Annotated in this window: 19 protein-coding genes; 2 read left to right on the top strand and 17 right to left on the bottom strand. The window is 72.6% G+C overall.

All coding sequences use genetic code 11. The annotated features are described in order from the left end of the window. Positions 1-139: 139 nt before the first annotated feature. The 5 genes from galT to J2S42_RS18450 form a co-directional block, all read right to left on the bottom strand. Entirely contained in the window at positions 140-1,219 is a 1,080-nt protein-coding gene (gene galT, locus J2S42_RS18470) for a galactose-1-phosphate uridylyltransferase (RefSeq protein WP_307240832.1), read from the bottom strand. Then, on the bottom strand, positions 1,216-1,989 hold the full coding sequence (locus J2S42_RS18465) for a DeoR/GlpR family DNA-binding transcription regulator (protein ID WP_307240830.1): 774 nt from the start codon (positions 1,987-1,989) through the stop codon (positions 1,216-1,218). Before J2S42_RS18465 ends, galT begins: the two co-directional genes overlap by 4 nt. Continuing rightward, on the bottom strand, positions 1,989-3,953 hold the full coding sequence (locus tag J2S42_RS18460) for a beta-galactosidase (RefSeq protein ID WP_307240828.1): 1,965 nt from the start codon (positions 3,951-3,953) through the stop codon (positions 1,989-1,991). Before J2S42_RS18460 ends, J2S42_RS18465 begins: the two co-directional genes overlap by 1 nt. Positions 3,954-4,045: 92 nt before the next feature. Continuing rightward, entirely contained in the window at positions 4,046-4,966 is a 921-nt protein-coding gene (locus tag J2S42_RS18455; RefSeq protein WP_307240826.1) for a glycosyltransferase family A protein, read from the bottom strand. Continuing rightward, a complete protein-coding gene (locus J2S42_RS18450) occupies positions 4,963-5,904 on the bottom strand; it encodes a sulfotransferase family protein (protein WP_307240823.1) in 942 nt (313 codons plus the stop codon). The genes J2S42_RS18455 and J2S42_RS18450 overlap by 4 nt, the downstream gene beginning before the upstream one ends. A 34-nt stretch (positions 5,905-5,938) precedes the next feature. Here J2S42_RS18450 and J2S42_RS18445 point away from each other — a divergent pair, with 34 nt between their 5' ends. Further along, positions 5,939-6,730, top strand: coding sequence for a WecB/TagA/CpsF family glycosyltransferase (locus J2S42_RS18445; protein ID WP_488193134.1), 792 nt, complete (start codon positions 5,939-5,941; stop codon positions 6,728-6,730). A gap of 51 nt (positions 6,731-6,781) precedes the next feature. Here J2S42_RS18445 and J2S42_RS18440 read toward each other — a convergent pair whose 3' ends face one another. The 8 genes from J2S42_RS18440 to cysC form a co-directional block, all read right to left on the bottom strand. Next, entirely contained in the window at positions 6,782-7,792 is a 1,011-nt protein-coding gene (locus J2S42_RS18440) for a glycoside hydrolase family 26 protein (protein ID WP_307240818.1), read from the bottom strand. Then, positions 7,789-8,529 carry a class I SAM-dependent methyltransferase gene (locus J2S42_RS18435; RefSeq protein ID WP_307240816.1) on the bottom strand — a complete coding sequence of 247 codons (741 nt, stop codon included), beginning with the start codon at positions 8,527-8,529 and terminating at the stop codon, positions 7,789-7,791. Before J2S42_RS18435 ends, J2S42_RS18440 begins: the two co-directional genes overlap by 4 nt. Before the next feature lie 12 nt (positions 8,530-8,541). Beyond that, complete coding sequence (locus J2S42_RS18430; RefSeq protein ID WP_307240814.1) at positions 8,542-10,170, bottom strand: lipopolysaccharide biosynthesis protein; 1,629 nt, start codon at positions 10,168-10,170, stop codon at positions 8,542-8,544. Continuing rightward, a complete protein-coding gene (locus J2S42_RS18425; protein ID WP_307240813.1) occupies positions 10,170-11,045 on the bottom strand; it encodes a sulfotransferase family protein in 876 nt (291 codons plus the stop codon). The genes J2S42_RS18430 and J2S42_RS18425 overlap by 1 nt, the downstream gene beginning before the upstream one ends. After that, positions 11,042-12,268, bottom strand: a complete 1,227-nt coding sequence (locus tag J2S42_RS18420; RefSeq protein ID WP_307240811.1) for a hypothetical protein — start codon at positions 12,266-12,268, stop codon at positions 11,042-11,044. The genes J2S42_RS18425 and J2S42_RS18420 overlap by 4 nt, the downstream gene beginning before the upstream one ends. Beyond that, entirely contained in the window at positions 12,265-13,605 is a 1,341-nt protein-coding gene (locus J2S42_RS18415) for a hypothetical protein (protein ID WP_307240809.1), read from the bottom strand. Before J2S42_RS18415 ends, J2S42_RS18420 begins: the two co-directional genes overlap by 4 nt. Beyond that, on the bottom strand, positions 13,602-15,317 hold the full coding sequence (locus tag J2S42_RS18410; RefSeq protein WP_307240807.1) for a polysaccharide biosynthesis tyrosine autokinase: 1,716 nt from the start codon (positions 15,315-15,317) through the stop codon (positions 13,602-13,604). Before J2S42_RS18410 ends, J2S42_RS18415 begins: the two co-directional genes overlap by 4 nt. Before the next feature lie 245 nt (positions 15,318-15,562). Continuing rightward, positions 15,563-17,086: an adenylyl-sulfate kinase gene (cysC, locus tag J2S42_RS18405; RefSeq protein WP_307240805.1), complete on the bottom strand. Its 1,524-nt coding sequence runs from the start codon at positions 17,084-17,086 to the stop codon at positions 15,563-15,565. Positions 17,087-17,226: 140 nt separating this feature from the next. Here cysC and J2S42_RS18400 point away from each other — a divergent pair, with 140 nt between their 5' ends. Continuing rightward, positions 17,227-18,411: a glycosyl hydrolase gene (locus J2S42_RS18400; protein WP_307240803.1), complete on the top strand. Its 1,185-nt coding sequence runs from the start codon at positions 17,227-17,229 to the stop codon at positions 18,409-18,411. 35 nt (positions 18,412-18,446) lie between these two features. On the opposite strand, the gene J2S42_RS18395 is transcribed toward J2S42_RS18400, so the two are convergent. From J2S42_RS18395 to J2S42_RS18380, 4 genes are read right to left on the bottom strand one after another with little or no spacing between them, the layout of a single operon-like run. Further along, on the bottom strand, positions 18,447-19,166 hold the full coding sequence (locus J2S42_RS18395) for an ABC transporter permease (RefSeq protein WP_307240801.1): 720 nt from the start codon (positions 19,164-19,166) through the stop codon (positions 18,447-18,449). A 2-nt stretch (positions 19,167-19,168) separates the two neighbouring features. Then, the gene (locus J2S42_RS18390) at positions 19,169-20,065 is read right to left on the bottom strand and encodes an ABC transporter ATP-binding protein (protein ID WP_307248835.1); all 897 of its coding nucleotides are present in this window, start codon (positions 20,063-20,065) and stop codon (positions 19,169-19,171) included. A gap of 11 nt (positions 20,066-20,076) precedes the next feature. Continuing rightward, positions 20,077-20,934, bottom strand: coding sequence for an ABC transporter permease (locus tag J2S42_RS18385; protein WP_307240799.1), 858 nt, complete (start codon positions 20,932-20,934; stop codon positions 20,077-20,079). Beyond that, complete coding sequence (locus J2S42_RS18380) at positions 20,934-21,848, bottom strand: ABC transporter ATP-binding protein (RefSeq protein WP_307240797.1); 915 nt, start codon at positions 21,846-21,848, stop codon at positions 20,934-20,936. The genes J2S42_RS18385 and J2S42_RS18380 overlap by 1 nt, the downstream gene beginning before the upstream one ends. Between the last annotated feature and the right edge of the window lie 122 nt (positions 21,849-21,970).

The following is a 21,970-nucleotide window of genomic DNA, read 5'->3' as shown; positions in this document are numbered from 1 at the left end:
CGGGGTGCGGGCCTTCGTTCGTTTTTCGGATGTTCCGGCCGTAACTCCCGGGAACATATGCCGTTATTTTGGGCAGAACGACCTCAAGTCGTCCCTTCCCTCGTGCGGGAGGCTCTGTCCCGGGCCTCCCGCACACCCCCTAGAGCCGCACGTCCCGGAGCATGCCGGCGGCCTGTTCCGGCGTCACGTCGTTGATGAAGACGCCCATCGCGGACTCGGAACCGGCCAGGTACTTCAGCTTGCCCGGCGCGCGCCGGATGCTGAACAGCTGCAGGTGCAGGTAGCCCAGCTCGCGCCCGGCGTTCACCGGCGCCTGGTGCCACGCCGAGATGTACGGCATCGGCCCGTCGAACAACCCGTCGAAGCGCTTCAGGATCTCCAGGTAGATGAGCGCGAACGCGTCCCGCTCGTCCGAGGTCAGCGCCGGTATGTCCGCGACCTGCCGGTGCGGGGCCAGATGCACCTCGAACGGCCAGCGCGCCGCGGCCGGCACGTACGCGGTCCAGAACTCGTTCGACGCCACCACCCGGTCACCGGCCTTGATCTCCGCGGCCAGCACGTCCGCGTAGAGGTTCCGCCCGGTCGCGTCGAAGTGCTTCCGCGCCGCCGCCTGCATGGCCACGGTCTTCGGCGGCAGGAACGGGTACGCGTAGATCTGCCCGTGCGGGTGGTGCAGCGTCACGCCGATCTCCACGCCCCGGTTCTCGAAGCAGAAGACCTGTTCGATCCCGGGCGTGCCGGACAGCTCCGCGGTTCGGTCCGCCCACGCGTCCACGACCAGGCGCACCCGGGACGGCGGCAGCGCGGTGAACGCCGTGTTGTGGTCCGAGGTGAAGCAGACGACCTCGCACCGCCCGAAGCCCGGCTTGATCGGCACCAGGTCCGTGATCGAGTCGCCCGGCGAGTCGACGGTCCGCGCGCTGAACGACGGGAACCGGTTCTCGAACACCACCACGTCGTAGTCGCCCGGGATCTCGGTCTGGAACGCGTCCGTGGACGGGTCCAGCGGGCACTCGTTCGCCGGCGGCAGGAACGTGCGGGTCTGCCGGTGCGCCGCGACCGCCACCCACTCGTCGGTCAGCGGGTCGTACCGCAGCTGCGACGCGGCCGGCGGCGGGGGCAGCTCGCGCCGGTCCACGGTCTCCCGGACCGCGTCGTCGTTCTCGTCGAAGTAGATCAGCTCGCGGCCGTCCGCCAGCGTGATCGGGGTGCGCTTCATGCTTCCACCAGTCGTAGGTCCGTTACGTAATCTGCGAGTACGGCCCGCGCCGGGTCGGGGAGACCGGCGTCGGTGATCAGGGTGTGTGCCTCGCCGAGCGTGGCGAAGGACGAGATGCCGACCGTGTCCCACTTCGTGCTGTCGGCCAGCACCACCAGCCGTTCCGCGGCCTCGACCAGCGCGCGGTTGGTCTCCGACTCGGTCAGGTTCGGCGTGGTGAAACCGGCCCGCTCGCTCATCCCGTGCACGCCGAGGAAGACCAGGTCCAGGTGCAGCGAGCGGATCGCGGCCACCGCGACCGGGCCGACCAGCGCGTCCGACGGGGTGCGCACGCCGCCGGTGAGCACCACGGTGGAGTCCGGCCGGCCGCCGCGGTAGAACACGTCCGCGACGGGGATCGAGTTCGTCACCACGGTCAGGCCGGGCACGTCGACCAGCCGGCTGGCCAGCTCGACCGTGGTGGTGCCGGCGGACAGCGCTATCGCGGTGCCCGGGCCGACCAGCGTGGCCGCCTCCGCCGCGATCAGCGCCTTCTCCCGGCGCTGCTGCGCGGACTTGGCGGCGAACCCGGGCTCGTGCGCGGAGCCGGGCAGGCCGGGCGTGGCGCCGCCGTGCACCTTGGCCAGCAGCCCGCGGTCGGAGAGCAGGTCCAGGTCGCGACGGATGGTCATGTCCGAGACGCCGAACTCGGCGGCCAGCTCGCTGACCCGGGCGCCGCCCGCGGTGCGCACCCGTTCCAGGATCGCGGCCTGTCGTTGCTGAGCCAGCATCACGCCTCCCGGAGTACGACGACGCCGCGGCCGGGCACCTCGGCCGGGCCGGTCCACGCGGTGCCGGTCAGCAGATCGGTGCCACGCGCGTCGACCGCGGCCGGTCCGTCGCCGTGGTTGAGCAGGAACAGGTACGACCGCCCGTCCGTGTGCCGCCGGCGCACGGCCTCGACCTGCGCCGGGACGCGGTGCGTGGCGGGCGCGACGGTGGCGAGCAGCGCCTCCAGCGCGTCGTCGGCCAGCCGGGTGCCCAGGTACCGCACGTGGCCGTTCCGGGTGATCGCCGGGGACCCGGCCACCGGGCCGTCCAGGTAGGAGGCGAGAACCGTGGCCGAGGTCGCGGACAGCTGCTCGGTCCAGACGCCGGCCGAGGAGCCGTCGTCCAGCGCCACGCTCGCGCCGGCCGGCAGCGGGAAGTGCTCCTCCACCCGTATCCCCAGAAGGTCGTGGAATGCTCCTGGCAGCGGTGCCGGGCGGATGTGGTCGTTGCGGTCCGCGAGCCCGCTGTAGGGACCCACGATCAGCGTGCCGGTGTAGCCCGTCAGGTTGGCTGCCGCGTCGTCGTCGACCAGATAGAGCGACGGCACCAGCACCGCGCGGTAGCCGCTGAGGTCCGCGGACGGGTGCACCAGGTCGGCCGTGACGCCGGCCCGCCAGAGCGCCGCGTGCCAGCGCTTGACCTCGTCGAACGCGCGCATGTCGACGCTCGGCTGGTTCGGCGCCTCCTGCGCCCAGCCGGACGGGTAGTCGAGCACGATCGCGACCGGCGCCTCGACCCGCGAGCCCTCGATCTCGGCCAGGTCGCGCAGCGCGTCGCCGAGCGCGACCACCTCGCGCCACACCTTCGACCCGGTGCCGGTGTGCGGCAGCATCGCGGAGTGCCACTTCTCCGAGCCGGCCCGGCTGGCCCGCCACTGGAAGAACATCGCGCCCTCGGAGCCGCGCGCCACGTTGCCCAGGCTCTCCCGCAGCAGCGCGCCGGGCGCCTTGGCCAGGTTGCGCGGCTGCCAGTTGACCGCGCTGGTGGAGTGCTCCATCAGCAGCCACGACCCGCCGCCGGCCAGGCTTCGGGTGGCGTCCGCCGCGTACGCGGTCTGCGCGGCCGGCGGGACCGGGCTCTCCGCCAGCACGTAGTGGTCGTTGGAGATCACCGGCATCTCGCGCGCCCACACCCAGTAGTCCAGCGCGTAGCAGCTGGACGTCATCAGGTTCGTGGTGATCGGCACGTCCGGCGTGATCGCGGTCAGCGCGTCCCGCTCCGCGGTGAAGTTGGCCAGGTGCGCGTCCGAGGAGAAGCGCCTGAAGTCCAGCAGCTGCGTCGGGTTCGCCGAGGTGACGGTGGCGCGCGGCGGCTGCACCTGCTCCCACTCCGTGTAGGTCTGCGACCAGAACGCGGTGCCCCAGGCCGCGTTCAGCCCGTCCAGGTCGCCGTAGCGGGCGCGCAGCCAGTCGCGGAACGCCTCCGCGGAGAGCTCGCAGTAGCAGTGCGGGTTGTGGCACGCATATTCGTTGTGCACGTGCCACATGGCCAGCGCCGGGTGGTCGCCGTAGCGCTCGGCCAGCCTGGTCACCAGATCCAGAGCCTTCTGCCGGTACGCCGGGGAGCTCGGGCAGAAGGCCTGGCGGCTGCCGTAGGTGAGCGTGCGGCCGTCCGCGTCGACCACCATTGCCTCCGGGTGCGCGGCCGAGAACCAGGCCGGCGGCGACGCGGTGGCGGTGGCCAGGTCGACGGCGATGCCGCCGTCGTGCAGCATGTCCATGAGACGGTCGAGGCGGTGGAACTCGTACCGCCCGTCGGCCGGCTCCAGCCACGCCCAGGCGAAGATGCCGAGGCTGACCACGGTGACGCCGGCCTCGCGCATCAGCGCGACGTCCTCCGCCCAGACGCTCTCCGGCCACTGCTCGGGGTTGTAGTCCCCGCCGTAGCTCAGCCCACGGACCTTCGGCACCAGCCGCTTCGTCACACGACCTCCTGGGGTAGGTCAACGCTTCCGCACTAAAACCAACAGAAACGAACATACCCCGGTACGGTGGCGAACGAGAAGGGTCTTCTCCTTTAAATACCCCTGCCGTGCCGGTGCAGCGTGGCCAGCACGTTCTCCACCTTGACCGCGCCGGTCATCGCGGCCAGCGCGATCGCGGCGCGCGGTTCGCGCCAGTTCGCCCGGACCGCCTCCTTCGTCCAGCGCCACGCGTCCGGCCGGTTGCCGGTCGCGGCGGACCAGCAAGCTAGCTGACCATAGACGCGGGCCGCGCCGGGCGCGCATCCGGCGATCTCCGGGTGCCGGGCCATCATCCACCGCAACGACGAGATCTTCGTGCCGTACTCGTAGGCGTAGTGCGAGCTGCGCCCCCACAGCACCTGGACCAGCGGCTCGTCCACGTGCACGATCGGCGACCGGCGGGCCGCGCGCAGCAGCAGGTCCCAGTCCTCGTTCTGGCTGCCCGGCGCGTCCTCGGCGACCAGGCCGAAGCCGTGCTTGCCGATCAGCGCCTCGCGCCGGATCAGGAAGCTCGACGAGTGCAGCATCGCCATCCGGGACCGGGCCAGCTCCTGCACGGTCACCCGGTCGCGCCCGGCCAGCCGCGCGTTGCGCCGGCCGTCGAACTCCACCTGCATGCCGCACGTGACGAACTCCGCCTGCGGCTCGGTCAGCAGCGCCGCGACCTGCTTGCGCAGCTTCGCCGGCAGCCACTGGTCGTCGTCGTCCAGGAACGCGACCAGCTCGGTGTCCAGCGCGGTGATGCCGGTGTTGCGGGTGCCGGCCAGCCCGGGGGTACGCCAGTTCGCCAGCATCAGCACCGGCGGGCCGCCCGGCGCGGCCAGCGAGAAGTCCGGCTCGGTGCCGTCGAACACCACGATGATCCGGATCTTGCCGGGGTAGTCCTGGGCGCGGACCGAGTCGACGGCCTTGCGCACCAGCTCGGGGCGACTGCGGGTCGGGATCACCACGCCGACCGTGGGCCAGCTGGTCACGAGATCTCCTTCTGCGGGGTTGCGTAGCCGTAGGCGTGCAGCATCGGGGCGCAGACCGCGCCGACCAGGGCACGCTGCCGGGGTGGGAGCGCGTCGCGCCAGGCGTCGTCCCGGCGCAGCTCCACCCGGCCGGTGGTGAAGCGCATCGGGTTCCCGGCGGCGCTGTGGCCGGTGCGCAGCTCGGCGGCGCTGCGGTCGACGAACGCCAGGTCGTTTGCGCGCAGCGGCAGGCCCGCGTGCGCGGCGATCCGGGCCAGCTCGCCGCGCGGGTCGGCGAGCAGCTGCTCGTACCGGAGCCGGATCGTGGGCACGCCGCGGCGGGCGAGCAGCCCGAACGCCGCGTTGTGCCCGGTCCACAGCAGCGCCGAGCGCCCGGCCGAGTAACGGGTCATCTCCTCGGTGCCGTCGGTTTCCGGCCGGGCCACCGACTTCGTCCAGGAGTACGCGACGCCGCGCGGGTCCCGGACCACGTGCACCACGCGCAGGTCCAGCGCGGGAGACCAGCGCAGGCAGTGCGCGAGCGCGCTGTGCTTGGACGAGTCGACGACCACCTCGGCGCCCGCGGTCAGCGCGGCCGCCTCGTAGACCGAGGTGTAGAACGCGGCGTACTCGAGCACGGCGTCGTGCAGCGCGCGCGGCAGCGTCCGGGCGGCCAGGCGCGGGATGAACCGGGTGCGTTCCACCGTGGCGCGCAGCGCGATGATCCGGTCCACGTCGACGTTCTGCCAACCGTTGAACGCGGCCTCGCCGATCGCGCGCCAGAACGCGCACTCGGAGAAGCGGGCGCCGCAGCCACAGCGCTCGTCGTCGCGCACGTCGCGCTGCCAGAGGTGCACCACCTCGCCGAGCGCGCAGACCCCCGGCAGCTCACCGAGCAGGCGCTCTACGAGGGTTGTCCCACTTCGCCCCAAACCACCGAGAAAGAGTACCCGTGCCACTTTCACCACTTTCGGTCGTTTCGTTAAGTAACGAGTGATCGAGCGTGGGGGAGTGCTTGCGGTGCGCGTCGTCCTTGACGGGACAGGGTTCGACCCGGTGACGGAGTCGCAGGTGGTCGGGCACGTCCGGCGCGCGCTCGAACGCGGCGAGGGCGGCCGGATCGTCACCCCGAACGTCGACATCCTGCGCCAGGCCCGCGACTCCGCGGCCGTACGCGACCTGCTCTGCGGCGCCGACCTGGTGGTGGCCGACGGCATGCCGCTGGTGTGGGCCAGCCGGCTGGCCCGCACGCCGGTGCCGGAACGGGTCGCCGGGTCCAGCCTGATCTGGTCGCTCTCCTCCGGCGTCGCGGATGACGGCCGGTCCGTGTTCCTGATCGGCGGCGAACCGGACGAGGGCGCGAACGGTGCCGAGCGCGCCGCGTCCAGGCTCGCGGTGGCCTGCCCGGGCCTGCGCATCGCCGGCTGCCTGAGCCCGGCGTACGGCTTCGAGCGCCGCCCGAAGGAGCTGGAGGCGGTCTGCCGCGAGGTGGTCGAGGCCAAGCCGGACCTGGTCTACGTCGGCCTCGGCTTCCCGAAGCAGGAGTGGGTGATCTCCGCGCTCGCCGAGTACCTGCCGTTCACCTGGTTCCTCGGCTGCGGCGCCGCGATCAACTTCGTGGCCGGTGACGCGCGCCGCGCCCCGGCCTGGATGCAGCGGTCCGGCCTGGAGTGGGTGCACCGGCTGGCCGGCGAGCCACGCCGGATGGCCCGCCGCTACCTCGGCCACGACGCCCCGTACGCGATGCGCCTGCTGCTCGGCGCCATGGTCGGCCGGGTGCGCTAGGGCGCGTTCGGTGGATCTCGCCGCAGGCCGTCGGGATCCGCCGGACATGCCCTACGGCTCCGGCTGCACTTCCGGGTTGAACCAGGGGTCGCGGGTCAGCTCGGTGAACGCGGCGAACGCCGGTGCATCCCCGGAGATCTGGAACTGTTTGGCGGGCGGGTTCCCGTCCGGGTTGGAGTCGAAGTAGCAGACACCCTTGATCTGCGGATTCGCCTTGAACAGGCGGGTCGCGTCGCGCAGCCAGGCGGCCCGGCGCTCCGAGCCCCAGGCCGCGGCCACGCCGTACTCGCCGATCAGGATGGGTTTCGGCCGCTCGGCGGCCCAGCGCAGGAACGGCGTGAGCAGATCACCGAGCGAGCGGAAGTCCTCGCCCGCGTAGACGTCGACGCAGGTCCAGTCGACCACGTCGTCGCCGGGATAGAACGCGGGCGCCTCGCCGTTCTCGAAGCCCTCCGCGGTCGGGCACCACACCCAGGACGCGTTGCGGGCGCGTTCCGCGTCGAAGATCCGCCGCACGTGCCGCCAGGCGGCCACGTAGTCGTCGCCGGACCACATCGAGGGGCGCAGGTTGGGCCGGTCCATCTCCCACCGGAACCGCATCAGCACCGGCCGCCCGTCCTTGGCGACGCGCCTGGCCTGTGCCCGGATCAGCTCGTCGTGCTCGCCGGACGTGATCGACCGGGTGTCGCCGGAGGCCCAGCTGAACAGCAGCGTTGCGCCGGCGTCCAGGTACTCCCGGTCCGACGCGGTGCCGAACTTCTCGTCCCACTTCCGGTACGTGTGCACGATGTCCAGGTCGCGCCCGAGGCGCTCCTCCAGCCCGCGGGTCGCCTCCAGCCGGCCGGGCTGGCTGATCACCGCCGGCTTCACCCACGCGCCCAGGTAGGCGCCGCGCGCGGGCAGCGCGATCGGCCCGGCGTCGAACGGCCCCGGGTTCACCGCGATCGCCGGTGGCGGCCCGTCCAGGTCCGGCGACGGGACGGGCGCGGGCGACGGATCGCCGCCGGTGCACCCGGCCACGGCCAGCGACGTCACCAGCGCCAGGAGCCAGCGGCGGGTCACGTGTGCCGCCGGGCCACGTAGAGCACGTTCACCGCCACCGCGGACAGCAGCGGGACGCGTGCGGCGATCCGGTCCACCAGCCGCGCGACCGGCCGGGCCCAGCGCCGTGCGTAGGCCGACTGCGGGAACATGCTGAACCCGCGTCGCTCCACGATCTCGAAGTCGTGCTGTGCGAGCAGCGCGCTCACCTCGGCGTGCGACAACTCCGCGAACCACCGCCTGCCGGAGCGACGGCGGGCGGCCAGGTGCCGCAGCGAGTGCCGGTTGCCGTGGTTCTCCACCACCAGCAGGCCGGCGTCCCGGTCCGGCAGCGCCTGCGCGGCGAAGCCGATCAGCCGGTGCCGAACCGACTCGTCCACGTTGAGCAGCAGCCGGAACGACGTGACCAGCGCCGGACCCTCCTCGTGCGCGGGCGCCGGGACCGGGCCGTCCTCCGCGATCCGGTGCAGGCGCGCGGCCGTGCCCACCTCGGCCGCCTTCGCCAGCATCTCCGCGGACGTGTCGTAGCCGTGCGCGCCGCGCACCGCGCCGTGCAGCAGCCGGATCGCCCGGCCGGTGCCGCAGGCGAAGTCGTGCTGCACCGGGCGCCGCACCGGGAACGACCGCTTGATCAGATGCCGGAGGTACGCGCGCTGCCGCTCGTTGATCGCGGAGCCGTAGCTGTCCGGCGCGTACGTGACGGTCTCGTACTTCTCGACCGCATCCGCGTTCTGAAACACCGAAGCATAATTTGTCACGAAAAATCCTTTCTAATTGGTACGGCGCAGGCGCGCGAAGTCGTCGAGGGCGAGCAGGGTCCGCAGCCGCAGGATGCCGAGCGCGTAGAACGCGCCGCCACCGGCCAGCGCGGCCAGCAGGCCCGGCACGGTCGGGCCGAGCGCGCGCACGGCGAGCGCGCCCACGCCGCCGAAACACGCGAGCGCGAGCGCACCCGCCGCCATCGTGCCCCGGCCGAACGGGTGCAGCCCGAGCACCAACCCGACCTGCAACAACGGCACCAGGTTGTTGATCAGCACGGCCACCGCGAGCCCGATCGCCGCGCCCAGCGCGCCCATCGACGGGATCAGCAGCAGGTTCAGCGAGATCGTCACGACCAGCGCGAGCAGCACGTTCCACAGGTTCCAGGTGGTGCGCCCGGCCATGGTCAGCACCGAGTCGACCATTCCGCAGCCGGTGGAGAAGAGCATCGCGCTGCCCAGCACCACCACGATCGTGCCGCCGCCGCGGTAGTCCGCGCCGAACGCGCCCAGGTAGACCGGCGCGAACGTGATCACCAGCAGGTAGAGCGGCCAGGCCGCCAGCACCAGCCAGCCGGTCGCGGCCTGGTAGAGCGCGTTCGCCCGGTCCCGGTCGCCGGTGGCCAGGGCCTCGGCCAGCCGGGGCTGCACCGCCTGGCCGATGCCCTGGTTGGCGAACTGGCCGAGCACCACGAAGCGCCCGGCCACCGCGTAGAGCGCGGCCGCGGCCAGTCCGCCGAACGCGGCGACCAGCAGCACGTCCAGGCGCTGCAACGCCAGCTGCGCGACGCTGGCGACCGCGCGCGGGCCGGTGAACCGCCAGAAGCGCCGGCGCAGCAGCCGGCGGGCGCGCGAGGTGGGCGCCTCGGCCGGTGCCGGGCCGGACAGGTAGACGCGGCGCAGCGCGTACCCGCCGAGCAGTGCCACCGGCAGGTACGGGCCGGCCCAGGCCAGCGCGTACCAGTGCGGCGGCAGCACGACCCAGGCCGCGGCCAGCGCCAGCCCGCCGATGCCGGCCAGTTGCAGGCCGGGCCGGACGATCCGCTCCAGCATGATCGTCGGCCGGAGCATGCGGTAGCCGCGGGTCGCGGTGAGCACCGCGTCCGCGATCGCGGCCAGCGGCAGGAACACCGCGAGCATGCGCAGCTGACCGGCGTGGTCCGCAACCACGGCCGGCGCGGCGTCCGGCGCGGTCAGCCCGGCCAGCGCGGGCGCGAACGTCCAGAGCAGCACGGCCATCACCAGCGCGACCGCGCCGACCGGCGTCAGCCCGGTGCGCAGGCACTCGCCGAGCAGGTTCGCGTTGCCCCGGGCGCGCAGCCGGGCCGGCCAGTAGACCAGCGACGTCTGCGTGCCGAGCCGGGCCAGCCCGGTGGCCAGCGCGAACAGCGCGGTCGCGGCGAAGAACGCGCCCGCGTGATCGGTGCCCAGCCCGCGCGCGACCAGCCAGGTCACGGCCAGGCCGGTGAGCCCGGTGAAGCCGACGCCGATCAGGCTCGCCAGCCCGCCGCGGGCGGCGCCGCCGACGCTCTTCTCCGCGGCGGCCGGCCGCGGTGACGCGTGCGCGCACAGCATGCCCGGCACGCTGCCGCAGATGGAGTGGTCGACGGTGCGGGGCAGGGCGCGCGTGGGCGCCCCCATCAGGCTCGCCAGACCGGGGTGTGCCCGAGCCAGGCGGTCAGCGCACGGTCATGCGGCGCGAAGTGCGCGGTCAGGTCCGCGCGCACGGCGTCGTCCATCGCGGTGCCGCGCGGGCGCGCGTTGTGCTTCTCGAAGGCCGGCAGCGCGAGGTGCGGCAGGTCCAGGAAGTTGAGCACCCGGTCGTAGACCGACTCCGGCTCGGCGAAGAACCGCTCGCTCTCCACCACCAGGATCCGCTCGCGCGGGATGTGCTCCGCGACCGCGTCCAGGTAGCGGGCGTATTCGCCGCGCGCGCGGTAGGCGTGGTGCTGGTGCGAGAACGAGTAGTAGTCCGGGTCCGCGGCCAGCTTCTCCTCCTGCCGGTGCAGCCGGGCCGGCTCCAGCGCCAGCGCCCGCGCGAACGACGGCTCCTTCTCGAACCCGCGGGCCACCTCGTGCGCGTGCTGCGAGTACGCGCGCTCGACCGGGTCCCGGACCAGCGCGATCAGCCGTACGTCCGGCAGGTCCCGGGCGATCCGGGCCGCGGCCTGCGGGTGGTAGAGGTAGTACGGGCTGGACTCGAACGTCTGCGCCGGTGCGCCGTGCCGCTCGCCGACCCGGTGCCCGGTGCTCTGCCGGGGGAAGTGCCCGCGGTACCAGTTGATGCCCCGGCCGTACGACGTGTCGAAGTAGTGCACGCCCTTGTGCAGCACCGCCTTGAGCACCACGGGATGTGCGGCCAGCGCACGGTAGAGCGACGTGGTCCCGCAGCGCTGCCCGCCCGCGATCAGGAACGACGGCAGCATGCGCGAGCCCGCGGTCAGCCGCCCGTACGACCGGGACCCGAGATGCACGATGTGCTTGACCGCACCCGGCACCCGCGACGAAGTGATCATTTCCGATTGCCCTCCACACGACGGATGAGAACCGGCAGCAGCCAGCTGCCCAGGACGCCGAGCCGCGCACCGGCCTCGGCCTGCCGGTCGATCAGGTAGCGGACGGCCAGGTCGACCAGGTAGAGCAGCGCGGTCAGCTCGCGCGCGCCGGGCGCCACCTCGAACGGGTGCAGCAGCTCACCGGCGCGCTGCATGGTGGCCTCCAGCGCACCGGTCGCGTCCGGGTCGAACTGCACGCGGCGTTGCAGCTCGTGGTGGATCGCGTCGAACCCGGCCGGTACGCCGGGCGTGAACCGCTCCCAGTCCCAGAGCAGCACCGTGTCGTCCAGCGCGGCCATGTTCCACGGTGCCCAGTCGCCGTGCCAGGCGCCGTACCGCAGGCTGATCTGCCCGGCCCGGTCCGCCAGCAGCCGGGCCGCGCGGCCGAGCTGCGCGCCCTCCTCCCGGTCCGCCACCTCGGCCAGCCGGTCGGTCAGGCTCTTCCAGTACGGGCTCGCGGTGAGCGGCCCGTACGTGTAGCCGAGGCAGCCGGCCACGTCGCGCATCGCGGCGGCGAGCCGGCGCGGCGACAGCGACGCGCGCGGCCGCCATACCGGCAGCGCGGACTGGACCAGCACCTGGTGCGCGCCCCACCGCCCGGCGTGCAGCACCTGTGGCACGGTCAGGTGCGGCAGCGGCACGCCGTCCAGCGTGCGCAGCGCGGCCGTCTCCGCCTCGACCAGCTCCCGGGTCAGCGGCCCGGTGCCGAGCTTGACGAAACCGCAGGTGCTGCCCGCGTCGTCGAGCAGCTGGAGCACCGGCTTGCGGTTGGCCCGCGCCGGTCCGATGTGGATGCTGAGCGCGGTGCGGCGGCCGAGCGCGCGCTCCAGGTACGCGTCGATCGAGGCGTCCCGCGGGCCGTCGATCCGGATCCGGTCGCGCAACAGCAGGCCGGACGCGCCGGTCTGCAGCGCCGCCACCACGGCCTCGCGCTTGAGCTTCGCGCCGCGGGACTGCGGCTCGGCGTAGCGGCGGACCGCGGCGGCGGCGATCCGGCGCGGGCTGGCCGGGACCAGCAGGCGGGCACGGGCGCGGTCCGGCACCACCACGAACTCGATCGCGCCGGGCCCGTCCGTGGTGAACATCGGCGGCGGGTAGAGCACGGTCAGCACCTCGTCCAGGTACTGCGCCCGCAGCGCGGCGTCGTTCGCCGTCAGGCGTACCGGCGCGGTCTTTACCGTCACGTGGGGTCTCCCTCGGATGATTGGTTCCGCCACAGCAGCGCGTAGGCGAGGAACAGGAACGCCAGAGGGGTGACCAGCGCGTTGTACCAGAGCGTGGCGACGAACGACGCGACGATCGCGCAGCTCGCGGCGAGGCCGGTGGGACTGCGGTCGCGCCGGAACCGCCACAGCCCGTGTGCGAAGAAACCGAAATAGGCGATCGTCCCGGTCAGGCCGTGCGCGTAGAGCAGCTGCCAGAGCTGGCCGTTGCCGCCGACCGTGAAGTTGCCGCACCGCTCGCACGCGGCGCTCTCGCCGACCGCGATCGAGTTACGGCCGCCGATCGTGGTGCGGGTGGAGCCGTAGCCGATCACCGGTGAGTGCACCACGCCGTCCAGTGCGCGGCCGACCAGGAACGAGCGGACGCCGTCCGACTTGCCGTTGTCCAGCCGCGCGGTGACCGTGCTCCCGAGCGGGCTGACCAGCACGACCAGCACCAGCAGCGCGCTCGCGGCGAGCACGCCGAGCAGCAGCGTGATCCGGCCGGACCGCAGCGCCACGTAGAGCGCGGAGACGCCGAGCCCGATCCACAGTCCCCGGTTGAGCGACTCCACCACCGGCACCAGCGCGACGAGTAAGCAGAGCGTGGCGAGCAGTCGGTGTTTGCTACTGGAAACAATGAAAAATCCTACTAAGAGGCAGAAATTGTTGCCCCAGGTGTTCGTGTAGCCCCACGGCGCGGCCGGGCGCGGACGGGTCTCGCCGACCACGTCCATGATCTGCGCGGCGTACGGGTGCACCATCGACTGCACGAAGCCCTTGTTGCGGATGCCGGCCGGCAGTGCCATCTCCACCGGCGACGTGAACGCGAAGTGCCCGGCGAACACGCCCAGCAGCCCACCGGCCACGGTCACCACGAACAGCCAGCCGAGCAGCCCGGCGATCCGGCGGCGAGGGAGTTCGCGCTCGGTGAGATTCCCCGCGTAGACGAGCAGCACGGTCAGCGACGCGTACTGCGCGAGCCGGAACGCGACGCCGACGATCCGCGCGCTCGCCCGCTCCGGCACCGTGCCGGCCGGGTCCGCGCCGAGCGCGCCGATGCTGACCACCACGACCGCGAGGAACAGCAGCCACCAGGCGAAACCGGGCGGCATCCGGACCGGGCGGCCGCGCGCGGCACCGCGGATCAGCAGTACCGCCATCGGCACGGCCAGGATCGGGAAGATCAGCACGCCCAGTCCGAGCGCCCACCACAGCGGATAGAGCAGCAACAGACCCGCGACCGGCCAAGCCGGAAGATCAAAACCTTCGCGGGGGTACGAGGGGGAGGCCCGCTCCGCGAGGTGCGCGGACGTCACCTCGCCGGTCCGTCGGGGTCCGGGCGCTTGTCGTCCCGGGTCGCGGCGGCCACGGCGGAGATGTCGATCACCCGGGTCTCCGCGTCGGACTCGCCCAGCCAGCCCGGCATCTTCGGCTCGGCGGCCTTCGACGGACTCGGCTTCTTCGCGGCCTCCGACCCGTACGTGCGGCTGGTGGGCTTCTTCGGCTGCGGTGGCGCGAGCGTCGGCCGCGGCGGTGGCAGCTCCTCGGCCGCCTTCGGCTCGATGCGTGGCAACACCACGGCGCCGAGCAGCGGCGTACCGACCCGGCGCAGCTGTTCGGCCGCGTCCGCCACCTCCGGCCGCCGGGCCCGCCGCGTCTCCACCGAGAGGATCGCCGCGTCCGCGAGACTGGCCAGGCTCTGCGCGTCCGCGCTGCTGGACGTGGACGGCGCCTCGATCACCACGTACGCGGCCTGCCGGCGCAGCGTGCTCAGCATGTCGGAGAGCGCCTGCGATTGCATCAGCCCGCCCGCGGCCGCGGTGCCCCCGGTGGTGACCACGCGCAGCGACGGCACCCGCGGCGCCTGCTGGACCGCGTCGGCCAGCGGCGCGCGCCCGGCCAGCACCTCGGACAGTCCGGGCTTGGCCGCGATGCCGAAGATCCGGGCGATCGGCGCGATCTCCACCATGCTCTCCGGCAGGTGCGCGCCGATCAGCACCACCTCGCTGCCGGTCCGGGCCAGCGCGGTGGCCAGGTTCGCGGCGACCAGCGTGGTGGCCGACCCGCGGCTGGCGCCGGTGACCACCACGACCTGGTCGTCCCGGCCGAGGCTGGCCAGCACCTCGTTGCGCAGCCGGTTGAACGTGCGGCCGCCCGGGCCGTACGGCTGGAGCACGTCGTCGAACCGGGGCGCGCTGCGGCCGTTGAGCGTGGCCAGCACCGGCACCCCGGCGCCGGAGACGTCGGCCGCGGACCGCACCCGGCGGTCCAGGCGCTCCCACAGCGTGGCGGCCAGCAGGCCGAGCAGCAGCCCGATCATGCCGCCGGTGGCCAGGTTCAGCATGGTGTTCGGGCTGCTCGGCATGGACGGCAGCCGCGCCTCGCTGATGATCGAGCCGACGCTGACCGTGGTCGTGGTCAGCTCGTTCAGCTTGCCGTTCAGCGAGTTCAGCTGGTTCTGCGTGGTCTGCCGCTGACTCTCCAGGTTGGGCCGCTGCGGGCTCTCCCGGTCCACCCGGGCCAGCTGGTTGTTGACCTCGGTGAGCGTGGCACTGAGCTGCTTGGTCTTGTCGGAGAGCGCCTTGATCGCGGCCTCGGTGCTGGCGGTGGCGGTCCGCTCCCGGTTGCGCAGGTACGCCTCGGCGAACGCGTGCGACCCGGCCTGCGCGGCCGCGGGCTCGGTCGCGGCGTACGTGATGACCAGCACGGACGTGTTCGCGGGCACCTCCACCCGGAGGCTCTTCGCCAGCTCGTCCGGCGCCAGCGGGCTGCGCAGCAGCTCGGCCGCACCGGCCGCGACCGCGGTGGAGCGCACCAGCTGCGCCTCGGTGTCGAGGTTGACCTCACCCTTGGTCCGGCCGCCGGAGACGTTGGTGTCCTGACCGGCCGGGGTGACCAGCACGCTGGTCGCGGATTCGTAGGTCTTCGGCATTCGCGCGGTCACGCCGGCCGCGATGCCGAGCCCGAGCAGCGCCAGGCCCGCCAGTACCCACCAGTGCCGCCGTAGTATCCCGAAATAGTGGGACATGTCGTGGGACGGCGGAGGAGACGCGTCCATGGGTGTGGCGGCCCTTTCCACGGGGTGCCGACCGTACGGTCGAAGGCGGGGCCGCCGGGAAAATCACCATGAAGCGGCCGAGAGCGGCGAATCGCCCCCCGGGGTTCAACGCCCGTCTCTCGGCTACGTAACTATCGGCCGCGCACCGACCCGATCGAGACATGATCGAGGCGCCCGCCAGGACGCGGCGGACGCCTCGATCACAGGTGCGCCGGTCAGCGGTGCGGCTCGAACCAGCCGTGCTCGGTCAGGTGGTCCATCACCAGCTTGACCGAGTCGGCCAGCGACAGCTCGCTGGTGTCGATGGTCAGTTCCGCGTCCGTCGGCGTCTCGTACGGATCGTCGATGCCGGTCATCCCGGTCAGCTCGCCGGCCCGCGCCTTCGCGTAGAGGCCCTTGCGGTCGCGCTGCTCGCAGACCTCCAGCGGCGTCGACACGTGCACCAGCACGAAACCGGCACCAGCCTGGGTCGCCATCTTCCGGGCCTCGGCGCGGGCGTCCGCGTACGGCGCGATCGGACAGCAGATCGCCAGCCCGCGGTGCCGGGCCACCTCGGCCGCGACCCAGCCGATCCGGCGCACGTTGCGGTCCCGGTCCGCCTTGCTGAACGTCAGGCCGGCGGACAACTCACGGCGCACCACGTCGCCGTCCAGCAGCGTGACCGACCGCTCGCCGGACTCGCGTACGGTGTCCGCCACGTGCCGGGCCACGGTGGACTTGCCCGAACCGGACAGCCCGGTCAGGAACACCACCAGGCCCCGGTGCCGGCGCGGCGGGCGTGCCCGGACCAGCTCCTTGGCCACGGCCGGCGGCGTGTGCCACTCGGGCAGCGGGAAGCCCCGGTCAAGGAGATCGTTGATCTCCAGTTGGGACAGCGCCAGCTTGCGGTTGCGCGGCGGGATCTCCTCCCGCCAGCGCCACTGACCGTCCCGGTTGTCGTAGGCCAGCTCGCGCGGCACCAGCACGCGCGGACCACCACCGGAGAGTGACTCCCCGGTGGAGAGCAGGTGGGTCACGCCGTACGCCGCGGCCACCCGTGCCCGCAGCAGCGCGTCCGCGATCTCCTGGCCGCGCCGGGTCAGCGACACCGCGACCAGCGTCGCCGGGGGCATGCGGTCGCGCGCCGCGAAGATCGCGCGGACCAGCGCCTCCGGCGGCATGCCGTCCGGGCTGGCCTCGGCGATCGGGATGAGCACCAGCAGGTGTGCGCTGAGCTGCTTCGCCGCGTGCGCGATCTGGGCGAGCTGCGGGCGGTGCAGCGGCTTGTCCGCGATCACGCCGAGCACCCGGCCCGGGGGCAGCAGCGCCTTGATCTCCTCCGGCGTCCGGCGCAGGCGCTGGAACGGGCCGTGCGTACCGTCGCCGAGCCGCCGCACGTCGCCGCCGACGCCGTACATGCCGTTCTTGGTCGGCCACGCGTCCGCGACCTCCATCGCCGCGACCGGCGCACCCTCCGGGTCGGTCAGCACGATCGCGCGCCCGACCGGGTTCGTCAGGTCCAGGCCCTCCGCGATCGAGGCCGGCACCTCCAGCGTCACCGGCGCCGGCCAGGACCGGTCGTCCGCGAGCCGGCCCCGGCGCTGCAGGCTGCTCAGATCCGCGCGGCCGAGGAAGCCGGTCAGCGGGGCATAGGCGCCGGAGAGCAGCAGCTCCAGGTCGGCGAGCTCATACGCCCGGGGCGTATAAGCCGGCGCGTCCCGCAGCACGTCCTCGGGCAGCAACCACCCACCGCTGTTCATCCCACCCCCAAGACCAAGTAAGGCAGACAGTCTCTCAGCAGAACGCCCGATCGTGAAAGTCGGAGGGGGGCCGAGCGACAAATCAGTACCCCGGCTCGTTGTGCGGAGGAGGTCGTCACCGCAGGGGAGGTCGCCAGCGCATGCGCCGCCGGATACACCTGTTACTGGCCCTGGCGGCGGTCGTGTTGCTGGTGGCCGGCGCCGGTCTGCTCTGGTCCGGCCTGCGCGAGGACAACGACGCGCCACCGTCCGCGCCGGGCAGCACGCCACCGCCACGCGCGGAGCCGGGCCGCCCGACGCGGCCGGTACCGGACGAGCCGCCGCCGCCCTCCGCGTCGACCGGTCTCGGCCCGGCACCGGTCACGTCCGCGCCGGGCCCGGCCGGCTGCCGGGTCGGGCCGAAGCTGGTGCCGACCTGCAACGTCCTCTGGGGAGCGGCACCCGGCGCGTTCACCGCCGCGCGCGGTGCGCGGGCGCTGGCCGAGTACGAGGAGAAGACCGGGCGCACGCAGGCGGTCTACCACGCGTACCACCGGGGGATGAACGGTCTCTTTCCGACAGCGGAGGAGCTGGCCATCGCCGGTGACCCGGCCCGGCCGCGGATCCTGTTCCTGAACTGGAAGCCGTGGGACGCCAGCTGGGCGGAGATCGCGGACGGTGCCGCCGACGAGTACCTGGACCGGCTGGCCGCCCACATCCGGGACACGTACACCCAGCCGTTCTTCTTCACCGTCCACCACGAACCGGAGGAGGAGGTGCGGCCGCGCCGCGGGTCGGAGTACACCGAGCACGACTACCGGGACATGTTCCGGCACGTGGTTCAGCGGCTGCGGGCCCGCGGCGTGGACAACCTGGTCACCGTCATGGTCCACATGGCCTACGTGCCGTACACCGCGGCACCGTGGTTCGCCGGCCTGTACCCGGGCGACGACGTGGTCGACTGGGTGGCCTGGGACACCTACGCCTACAGCGAGCGCGGCGAGTACGGCCACGGCGACTTCGCGGAGCTGATGAACCGGGTCTCCGGCGAGGAACCGGACTGGCCGGGCTTCTACAACTGGGCGGTGGCCCGGCACCCGTCGAAACCGCTGATGGTCGCGGAGTGGGGCGTCTGGGCCAGCCATGCCAACCCGGGCCACCAGGCGGAGTTCTACCGCAGCGTGGGGCGGCAGATCGGGGACTTCCCGCGGATCAAGGCGTTGCTGCACTTCGACACGCCCCACGACCAGCGCGGCCGCGACTCCCGCCCGGAACGCACGTCGGACGGCCTGGCCGCCTACCGAGACCTCGGCCGCCTCCCCATCTTCCAGGTCGACGTCCGCTGAGGCGGCCCCGCCGGGGACGGCGGGGCCGCGCCAGGTCAGCTGGTCTCGGAGCTGGCCGTGAAGGAGCGGAGACGGAACACCGCGTACGCAAGGCAGAGCGCCGTGACGATCACGCTCATCACGATGGTGACGGGCAGCGAGACGTTCCCGGTCAGATACTCGGTCGGGAGGAAGCGGTCCGCGTAGGTCACCGTGTACTGGCCGATGGACAGCACCCGGGTGCCGCTCACCAGGTTGCCCAGCAGGCCCTCCCAGATCAGCACGTAGAGCAGGCCGACCAGGACCGGGCGCCGGCTGAGCAGGCTGAGCAGCACGAACACGGCGGAATAGATGACCGCGCCGATCGCGACCGCACCGGCCAGCGCGAGGCCGAACCGGAAGTCCTGGACCAGCACGCCGGCCACGTAGAGCGGGATCGCGGCGGTGAGCGCGGTGACGCCGGACGCGACCAGGAACTTCGCCCAGACGATCTCCGCGCGGGACAGCGGCTTGGTGAGGATGTGCACGATCGTTCCGTCGTCGATCTCGGAGCCGAGCACGCCGGTGCCGACGATGAGCGCGGTCACCGGCAGCAGCACCGCGATGCCCAGGCCGTTGATCACCAGCGGTCCCCAGTCGCCGTTGTTGATGCCGGTGACGCGGGCGAAGACGGCCAGCGCGACCAGCAGCAGCGGCAGCGGGAACAGCAGCAGGAACCGGCGGCGGCCGAACAGCCCGCGCGCGGTCATCCAGGCGATGGTCGGGTTGAACAGCATGGTCAGGCCTCCACCAGGTAGGAGAAGACGCTCTCCAGGGACTCGTCGGACGGGGTGAGCCGGCTGACCCGGATCCCCTCCTTGAGCGCGATCTTGGGCAGCGCCCGGGTGAAGCCGCCGTAGTCACTCGCGCGCACGGTCAGCCCGGTGGCGGCCAGCTCCACACCGGCCACGGACGGCTGCGCCATCAGCGCGACCGCGAGCCGCCGGTCGTCGGTGGAGGCGACCGCGAAGACGTGCGGCCGGTTCGACATCAGCCGCCGGATCTCGCGATAGTCGCCGGACGCGGCCAGCCGGCCGGCGACCATCACCTGGACGGTGCCGGAGAGCTGCTCGACCTCCTCCAGGATGTGCGAGCTGAACAGAATGGTGCGCCCGGCGGCGCCGAGCCGGTGCAGCAGCTCCATCATGTGCATGCGCTGCCGCGGGTCCATGCCGTTGAACGGCTCGTCCAGCAGCAGCACCTGCGGCTCGTGCACCAGCGACGCGGCCACCCGGGTGCGCTGCCGCATGCCCTTGGAGTACGTGTCGATCCGCCGGTCCTTGAACTGGGTCATCTCCACCAGATCGAGCGCGGCCGCGGCCGCCTCCTCCGGTTTCGGCAGCTTGTGCAGGCGCGCGCTGGCCAGCACGAACTCGTGCGCGGTGAGGAAGCCGTGCACCGCCTCGCGCTCGCTGACCAGGCCCAGGTGCCGGTAGACGGCCGGGTTGCGCCACGCGGGCTGGTCGCCGACCGTGACCGTGCCCCGGGACGGCGCGAGGAACCCGGCCATCATGTGCAGCAGCGTGGTCTTGCCGGCGCCGTTCGGGCCGAGCAGGCCGGTCACGCCCGGTTCGAGCGTCATCGTCACGTCGTTGACGGCCACCACGTTCCCGAACCAGCGGGACACGCCGTCCATGGTCACCGTGGTCACGAGGCCACCTTCCGGTATCGGACCAGCAGAAGCGAGACACAGAGCGCGAGCAGGGCCAGCGTGACCGCGCCGTAGAGCGGGCCGAACGACCCGATGCCGAACTCCTCCGGCATGCCCTCCGGGCGGCCGAAGAACCACTGGCCGACGCCGCCGACCAGCGTGGACGGGCTGGCCAGCTGCGAGAGCTGCTGGCCGGTCTGCGTGGTGGAGAACGCGAGCACGCCGACGACCGGCGCGGTCACCAGGAACACCGCGACCGTTGCACCGGCCGCCACCGCGCGCCGGCTGACGAACGATGAGACGAGCAGTGCGATCGAGCTGTAGACCAGGGCGAACAGCAGCGCGTACGCCAGGCCCGGCGCGAACGCCACGGTCTCGTCCCAGACCGCGCCCATCCCGTCGCCGCTGAACGCCGCGGTCAGAAACATGATCAGCATCGGGACGGCGAGTACCGCGAACGCCGAGCTGATCATCGCGCCCAGCTTGGCCAGTGGGTAGTCGGCGCGGCTCAGCGGCCGGGAGAAGTAGAGCGGCAGCACGCCGCTGCGCAGGTCCCGGGAGACCAGCTCCGGCGCGACCACCGCGCAGAACAGGATGAGCAGCATGCTCATCTGGTCCGGGAACGTCTCGTAGGTGAGCAGCTCCATGCCGGTCTGCGACTTGACCGCGGCCGCGACCACGCCGACGACCAGCATGATGCCGGCCACCGACCACGGGAAGATCTTCGCCTTGAACGTGCGGCCCAGCCCGAACGCGGCCCGCATGCCGTGCACGTAGAGCGCGGCGAACACCGCACCCCGGCCCAGCCGCGGGCCCTGGTAGCGGCGATAACCGATGTCGTGGATGACGGACATCAGGCGTCCTCCCTCGCGGCGAACAGCTCGGCCACCCGGTGGCGGCGCTGCTCCAGACGGTGCAGCGGCAGGTCCAGGTCGGCGACCGCGGCCAGGATCGTGTCGTAGGCGGAGTCCGGCTCCGCGCCGAGCGGCACCAGCAGCAGCCGGCCCTCGCGGGTCGGCGGCAGTCCGGCCGCGGCCAGCCGGTGGCCCAGCTCGTCGGTGCCCTCGCTGACCTCGACCGCGAGCACGTCCGTGCTGGTGGTCATGGTGGAGATCTCCGCCGAGCGGAGCAGCTTGCCGCCGTCGATGGCGATCAGCGAGTCGCAGATCCGCTCGACCTCGCCGAGCAGGTGCGAGCAGACCACCACGGAGATGCCGAACTCGGAGCCGATCCGGGCGATCAGGTTCAGCATCGCGTCGCGGCCGGCCGGGTCCAGGCCGTTCGTCGGCTCGTCCAGCAGCAGCAGGTCGGGGTCGTGCACCAGCGCCTGGGCCAGCTTCACCCGCTGCTTCATGCCGGTCGAGTAGCCGCCGATCTGCCGGTAGCGCTCCTCGTACAGCCCGACGTGGCGCAGCGCCTCGGAGGCCCGCTCGCGTGCGGCCGTGCGCGGCAGCCCGCTTATCCGGCCGAGGTGGGTCACGAACTCGGCCGCGGACAGCTCCGGCGGCAGGCAGTCGTTCTCCGGCATGTATCCGACGCGTCGACGCACGTCAGCAGCCTGGGTCGTCGGGTCCAGCCCGAGCACGCGCAGGGATCCGCTGGTCGGTGCCAGCAGTCCGAGCAGCAGCTTGATCAGGGTGGACTTGCCGGCCCCGTTCGCACCGACCAGGCCTACGACGCCCGGCCCCACGCTCAGCGTCAGGTCCGACAGCGCGGTGACGCGTCCGCCGTAGACCTTCGTCAGGGATTGGGTCGCGATCAATGTCACGGTGATGAGCCTAGGCCCGCCGCGCACCCCCGGGATCAGGTATCAACCCTGGACCCACCCGCAAAAGCAAGATCAATACCCTGAGAAGCATCCGGGGGTACGAGGCTCGGCCCCGTACCCCC

Source organism: Catenuloplanes indicus, assembly GCF_030813715.1.
Lineage (GTDB): Bacteria > Actinomycetota > Actinomycetes > Mycobacteriales > Micromonosporaceae > Catenuloplanes > Catenuloplanes indicus.
This window is presented reverse-complemented; position numbering and strand designations above follow the sequence as displayed.

Bases quoted from the DNA above. Each gene is read 5' to 3' on its own strand.
- J2S42_RS18385 (WP_307240799.1), bottom strand. From the start codon at position 20,934: ATGTCCGTCATCCACGACATCGGTTATCGCCGCTACCAGGGCCCGCGG.
- J2S42_RS18395 (WP_307240801.1), bottom strand. From the start codon at position 19,166: ATGCTGTTCAACCCGACCATCGCCTGGATGACCGCGCGCGGGCTGTTC.
- J2S42_RS18430 (WP_307240814.1), bottom strand. From the start codon at position 10,170: ATGGGGGCGCCCACGCGCGCCCTGCCCCGCACCGTCGACCACTCCATC.
- J2S42_RS18465 (WP_307240830.1), bottom strand. From the start codon at position 1,989: ATGCTGGCTCAGCAACGACAGGCCGCGATCCTGGAACGGGTGCGCACC.
- cysC (WP_307240805.1), bottom strand. From the start codon at position 17,086: ATGAACAGCGGTGGGTGGTTGCTGCCCGAGGACGTGCTGCGGGACGCG.
- J2S42_RS18410 (WP_307240807.1), bottom strand. From the start codon at position 15,317: ATGTCCCACTATTTCGGGATACTACGGCGGCACTGGTGGGTACTGGCG.
- J2S42_RS18390 (WP_307248835.1), bottom strand. From the start codon at position 20,065: ATGGACGGCGTGTCCCGCTGGTTCGGGAACGTGGTGGCCGTCAACGAC.
- J2S42_RS18400 (WP_307240803.1), top strand. From the start codon at position 17,227: ATGCGCCGCCGGATACACCTGTTACTGGCCCTGGCGGCGGTCGTGTTG.
- J2S42_RS18425 (WP_307240813.1), bottom strand. From the start codon at position 11,045: ATGATCACTTCGTCGCGGGTGCCGGGTGCGGTCAAGCACATCGTGCAT.
- galT (WP_307240832.1), bottom strand. From the start codon at position 1,219: ATGAAGCGCACCCCGATCACGCTGGCGGACGGCCGCGAGCTGATCTAC.